The following is a 5,514-nucleotide window of genomic DNA, read 5'->3' as shown; positions in this document are numbered from 1 at the left end:
GTCCCAATCTGGGTATGACCCAATAGGCGTCCGATCATTTCCAGCGATGCCCCGCCGGACACCAGCAGTGACGCGAAGGTATGGCGCAGATCGTGGATACGGACGTCAGCTATATCGGCCTGAACGCGCATGCGTTCCCAGAACCGCTTGAGATCGACCACCGGCTGGCCCGAAACATCGCCGGGGAAGAGAAAGGGGCAGCCCTTCGGCACGGAATCGTGGCGCAACCGGATCAGCGCGACCGCCTCGTGCGAGATTGGCACGCGGTGGACACGGCGCTGCTTGGTATAGGCCGCCTGCTTGGTCCAGATCGCCAGATCGAGGTTGAATTGGTCGAAGGTCGCGGTCCGGGCCTCGCCGCAGCGGGCGCCGGTCAGCATACACAGCCGGATGATCCCGGCGGCGCGTTGGTCGGGATCAGCGCAGAGCGCGTCGGCGAGGCGCTGGATTTCCTCAAAAGACAGGAACCGTTCGCGGGCGGTTTCGGGGCGCTTGCGGAAGCTGGTGGCGGGATTGTCGGCGCGCATTTTCCACATGACGGAAAGACTGAACATCTTGCGCAGCACCTCGCCGACACGGTTGGCCCGAACGGGCGTCGGCTTGAAAGTCTTTGGAGGAGGCGTTGGTTTGGTCCGCTTTGATTTGAAAGCCCGCGGCGTCTTGGTCGGCTTGACGGGTTTCTTCCAGACTCGTGGCCGCCCCGCCGCGATCTTCGTCAGGAGCCTGTCGACATCGGTCGGCGTGATGTCGGTACTTTGCGCGTCCGCCAATCGGGCAAGACCAACGTCTTGAGCATGCTGGCCTGATCCTTGCTGCTGGAGGCCGACAGCTTTGGCAGATGTTCATCAATGTACCGCTCGACCAATTCTTCCATTGTCGGCGCGTGGCGGGCACTTGTCCGGACATCCATCGGATCTTCGCCCCGATCGATATCGCGTTTCAGGCGCTTGGCCTCGTCCCGGGCCGCGGTTACTGACCAGCTTGGCCACGTGCCGATCGTGAAGCGACGCTGCCGCCCGGCCGCGCGGTAGATCAGCACAAACCCCTTGCGGCCGGATTCAAAGACGCACAGGCCAAAGCCCGGGCAATCCTCGTCGAACACCACATATTTCCGGCTGCCAATCTCGGCAGCTTTCACAACTCGTTCCGTCAGATGCGTTCCCATGCAGGCTCCCCTTTTCGTGCCGACTCAGGGATGAGGTGCGGCAAAGAGCAACCTGCTCTTTGCGAGGGTCCGGCGAAGAGGCGCAAACCGGCAGAAACAAACCGGCAATTATGCCGGACGGACGGCATCAGGCGGGGTTCAACTCCCTCCAGACCGACTGAATCCGGCGGCGGATCGTGCTTTCGTCCGGCGCTTCGCCCTCGGCTGAATTGGCGATGAACCATTCCTGCATCTCGATAACCAGATCGCGCTGCCGTACAGGGAAGCCTCCGGTGTAGACCCGTTTCATCAGGGCGACATAGAACCCGTCCCAGTCATATTTGGTTGGCGCGCCGGGGCCAACGTTGCGGGTGCGGCCGATTCCGTGGGCTTCCTCGAACCGATCAATTTCGCGGGCGGTGATCATGATGTCGGCCGCGGCCAACCGCACGCCACCCAGCGGCTCGGTGATTTCCTGCCAGTGTTCCTCTCCTGTGCGCCGTGCCTGCGTCACGTAGATCTTCTTGGCACCCTTGCCGAAAGGGCGGAACAACGGCCGCACCTCGCTACCGGGCACGCTCAACAGGCCCGCGGCGCATTCGCCATCCAGTCTGACCCGCGCAAAACCCGCGACGAGATCGATCTCGTCTGAGATCGCATAGTTGACGACCTGCGTCACCGAGCAATCCCACCGCGCAGAAACCTCTAAAACTGAATAAAAAACCTTTGCCGGAAATGCCATGGACCACCTCAATCCGCCGCAGATATGCCGCCGACGCCGTGGACCACGACGACGACCCCGACCTTCCGGCGGGGAGAACATTCTGCGAATCTGTTTGTTAACTGCTCTACCGCAAGTTGTCAGATTCCCGGTTTGAGGCAAATCGGAATCAATGAACCGATCGTAAATTTGTGTGGATAATCGGACCGGAATAATTGCCGGTTTGTTTCTGCCGGTTTCTGCCTCTTTGCCGGTCCCGCGCGCGTGATTGTCTTCCCTCAGTGATCCTGGCGACCCGATCCACGGGTGCCATAAGCGGAGGAAAGACATGCAAAACATTGGCTTGGACGGCGCTGCCGCGGACGATACCGGCCTTCTGACCGGCTGGCTCAACCGGGCAGAGCTTGCCCGTGAACTGGCGCTCTCAGTCGACACATTGCAGCGGTGGGAGACCCGCCGCATGGGCCCGCCCTGCGTTCGGGTGGGCCGCAAGGTGCTTTACCGGTTGGAGGCGGTGCGCGACTGGCTGCGCGATCAAGAGGCCCGCAAGACCGGTGCAAACCGGGCTGTCGCCGGTCGGCGCTGAGAGGTCGATCATGGCACAAATCACCCCAAACGGTGCGTTTCCGGTCACCGACCTGATCTCAGAGGCCCAGCGCGAATTGGACCTGCGCAGGCAATTCTACTGGTCCCGTGTGCGGGCCGGAAAAATGCGCCAGGCGGAGGCTGACCGGCGCATCGCGCTGATGCAAGCGATCGTCAAACGCTTGACCGTGACGGCCGCGCTATGAGCCACAAGGCCACCAACTGGGCAATCCAGCAGCGCGGGCTGATGCCAGCGACCAAGCTGGTGCTCTGGCATCTTTGCGATCGGCACAACCCGGATTTCGGGTGCTTTCCGTCGCAGGACCAGTTGGCGGCCGATGTGGAAATCTCCCGCTCGTCACTGAATACCCACCTCGAAAAGCTGGAAGCGGCGGGGCTGATCCGCAGGCATCGCCGCCATTCCGAAGGCACGCACCGCCGCAAATCGACCCGCTACATCCTCGGGTTTGAGGATGATTTCGAGCGCGAGCCGTGTCCAGATATTGGACATGGAAAACCACAAAAGCCATGTCCAGATTTTGGCAAAAGCCATGTCCAGAATCTGGACAGTAACCTTGTAAGAGAACCTGTAACTACTACCGCGCGTGAGGCTGCCCCGGTCGACGAGACCCAAGCGGCTTGCCTCGCTGCCTGTGGCGAGGGTCTGAACCCGGCATCGAGAACTTCGATCACCGCCACCCGGTCGGTGATAACGGATTGGCTGGCCAAGGGTTTTGATCTGACGGCGGACATCCTGCCCACCCTGGCCGAGCGGACCAAGCGCAAGCGGACCGACCCAATCCGGACATGGGAGTATTTCACCCCGGCGATCGCCGCGCGTCATGCCCGACGGTTGGCGCAGGTGGCAAAGGCAAAAAGTGCTGGGGAAGTGAAGCCTGTGGCCAGGGCCACACGCGCAGAGATCCTCGCGTTCACAGCCGACTGGATCAATTCCGATCGCTACGTCCCGACCAGCGCTGTGTCGAACGTGATGCGCGACGCCATGCTGGCGGCCGGGCTCGTGACGGTGGCCGCGTTACGCGCCAAGCAGATCTACTAAACCCCGACGGAGGACCACCATGATCATGACACCCCGCGACATCGAAGATCGCTTTGAGGAGGCCGCCTATGTGCTGCGCCGCCTGCCCGAGAAGGATCGGCCCCGTGGCTATCGCTCAAGTTGGCCACCGATCGTGCAGGAGGCCAAGCATGCCTATGGCTACACGCCCGAGGCCCCAATGCGTGTGATCCCAAGTGCGGCCGCGATCACCCGGATGGAGGAATGCCTCGACTGGTTGTTGCTGGTCGAACCCGAGGATGCCCGGATCGTCTGGCTCCGTGCCGAGGGCGCACGCTGGCGGCAGGTCTGCATCCGCGCAGGATGCGTGCGATCAACCGCCTGGCGGCGCTGGGCGGCTGCCCTTTTGACGATTTCCAAAAAGCTGAATTCCGCAGCGAAATCAAAGCGCAAGCTCAAGGTGCCCAAAATGCCCACTGCAACAACCGGCGCAATCCCGCGTGAACCCGCCGCCAACACGCAGGACGACGGGCAAAACCCGTTGAACTTCGGGCGCGACACATCTCCGGGTTTTGGGGCATAAAAGCGATAGGATGAGGGACCACATGGGCGACAGATCGCTTGGCTCCCCAGCCGCTTTGGACGCTGTTCCCCGACCGGCGCGCCTTGCCCCTCGCAGCCCCCGGGCCCCCGGTTCCACCCAGGCCTGATGTGTATGCGGGGGGCAGAGGCGCGGTAAGTCTCTAGCGTCAAACATTTTTTCTGGGTTCGCGGCTTGGGTTCGCGGCTTGGGTTCGCACCTTTGGGTGCGCAGGTACGCACCCTGCCTTTCGACCGCCGTTTCTGCCTCCCTGTCCCGCCTCAACTGGCCCGGTGTTCGTCGCCGGGCCTTTTCCTTTCAGGAGATTGCCCCTTGCAGATCGACATGATGCCAACCTCCCGGCTGGTGCCCTACATTCGCAACGCCCGCACCCATTCCGCCGATCAGGTGGCTCAGATCGCGGCCTCGATCGCCGGGTTTGGTTTCACCAACCCGATCCTGATCGGCGAGGACGATGTGATTATCGCAGGGCACGGACGGCTGATGGCGGCGCAAACCCTCGGCCTGACCGATGTGCCGGTGATCGTTTTGGACCATCTGTCCGAGGCCCAGCGCCGGGCGCTGATCCTTGCCGACAACCGGATTGCCGAAAACGCTGGGTGGGACAACGCGATGCTGGCGTCGGAACTGGCGGCGCTGCGCGACGAGAACTTCGATCTGGACATGATCGGCTTTGACGAGGCTGAGCTTGACGAATTGATGGCGGGGTTTGAATTCAATGGGGGTGAGGCGCTGGGCGGGGAAGGCTTCGGCGGCAATGCTGGCGCGACCGACGCCCCACCGGCGGCGGCGTCCACGGGCAGTCTGGCCGCCCGCTTCGGCATCCCGCCATTCTCGATCCTCGATGCCCGCAAGGGCTGGTGGCAGGATCGCAAACGCGCCTGGTTGGATATGGGTATTCGCTCAGAACTCGGCCGCGGCGAAGGGGATCGCGCTTGCCCCGGCGGCAGCCCGATGCCCGGCAACGGTTCGCGCAAGGATTACAAACCCGGTGCGGCCAAGGCGTTCAACGACGGCGCTGTCCTCGGCGGCGGTGGTCTGGCCGATCAGGTCGCTAAGGCCGCAACGGCCCGCCGCCAGAAAAAGGAGGCTGGGCATGGCTAAATCCCCGGCCCGCACCTTCGGCCAAGACCTGATGCGCGGCGAGCATGTAGTCGGCGGCGACAGGACCAATGGCGGCGTGCTGATGCCGTCCCACACCTCAGGCGATCCGAGCTTCTATGCCAAGAAACGCGCCAAAGAGGCCGAACTGGGCCATGAACTGACCACCGAAGCCTTCCTCGCCGATCATTACCAAGCCTCGGATGCGGCAACCGCGTCGGGCACGTCGATCTTCGATCCGGTCCTTTGTGAAATCGCTTATCGCTGGTTCTGCCCTCAAGGCGGCACAGTGCTTGATCCCTTCGCAGGTGGGTCCGTGCGTGGCATCGTCGCCTCCCAGCTTG

At 62.7% G+C, this 5,514-nt stretch carries 8 protein-coding genes and 1 pseudogene; 6 read left to right on the top strand and 3 right to left on the bottom strand.

The window, feature by feature from the left end; genetic code table 11:
- The 3 genes from WBB85_RS15690 to WBB85_RS15680 form a co-directional block, all read right to left on the bottom strand.
- A partial coding sequence (locus WBB85_RS15690) for a tyrosine-type recombinase/integrase (RefSeq protein WP_432639539.1) occupies positions 1-554 on the bottom strand: 554 nt, incomplete at its 3' end.
- A 161-nt stretch (positions 555-715) separates the two neighbouring features.
- Complete coding sequence (locus tag WBB85_RS15685; RefSeq protein WP_432639538.1) at positions 716-1,138, bottom strand: Arm DNA-binding domain-containing protein; 423 nt, start codon at positions 1,136-1,138, stop codon at positions 716-718.
- A gap of 154 nt (positions 1,139-1,292) precedes the next feature.
- Positions 1,293-1,823, bottom strand: coding sequence for a hypothetical protein (locus tag WBB85_RS15680; protein WP_432639537.1), 531 nt, complete (start codon positions 1,821-1,823; stop codon positions 1,293-1,295).
- Between the two features lie 370 nt (positions 1,824-2,193).
- Here WBB85_RS15680 and WBB85_RS15675 point away from each other — a divergent pair, with 370 nt between their 5' ends.
- The 6 genes and pseudogenes from WBB85_RS15675 to WBB85_RS15650 form a co-directional block, all read left to right on the top strand.
- Positions 2,194-2,451 (top strand): helix-turn-helix transcriptional regulator, encoded by a 258-nt coding sequence (locus WBB85_RS15675; RefSeq protein WP_432639536.1) that lies wholly within the window; start codon positions 2,194-2,196, stop codon positions 2,449-2,451.
- A gap of 10 nt (positions 2,452-2,461) precedes the next feature.
- Positions 2,462-2,656 (top strand): hypothetical protein, encoded by a 195-nt coding sequence (locus WBB85_RS15670; RefSeq protein ID WP_432639535.1) that lies wholly within the window; start codon positions 2,462-2,464, stop codon positions 2,654-2,656.
- A complete protein-coding gene (locus tag WBB85_RS15665) occupies positions 2,653-3,510 on the top strand; it encodes a helix-turn-helix domain-containing protein (protein ID WP_432639534.1) in 858 nt (285 codons plus the stop codon). Before WBB85_RS15670 ends, WBB85_RS15665 begins: the two co-directional genes overlap by 4 nt.
- 19 nt (positions 3,511-3,529) lie before the next feature.
- Complete coding sequence (locus tag WBB85_RS15660) at positions 3,530-4,051, top strand: DUF6362 family protein (RefSeq protein WP_432639533.1); 522 nt, start codon at positions 3,530-3,532, stop codon at positions 4,049-4,051.
- A gap of 330 nt (positions 4,052-4,381) precedes the next feature.
- Positions 4,382-5,173, top strand: a complete 792-nt coding sequence (locus tag WBB85_RS15655) for a ParB/Srx family N-terminal domain-containing protein (RefSeq protein ID WP_432639532.1) — start codon at positions 4,382-4,384, stop codon at positions 5,171-5,173.
- Positions 5,166-5,514 (top strand): annotated as a pseudogene (locus WBB85_RS15650) (DNA methyltransferase); the annotation flags it as partial. The gene WBB85_RS15655 and the pseudogene WBB85_RS15650, both read left to right, overlap by 8 nt.

The sequence above is a fragment of the Albidovulum sp. genome, assembly GCF_049646345.1.
Classification (GTDB): Bacteria; Pseudomonadota; Alphaproteobacteria; order Rhodobacterales; family Rhodobacteraceae; genus Albidovulum.
The sequence above is the reverse complement of the archived record's forward strand: the minus strand, read 5'-3'. Positions and strand labels throughout refer to the sequence as shown.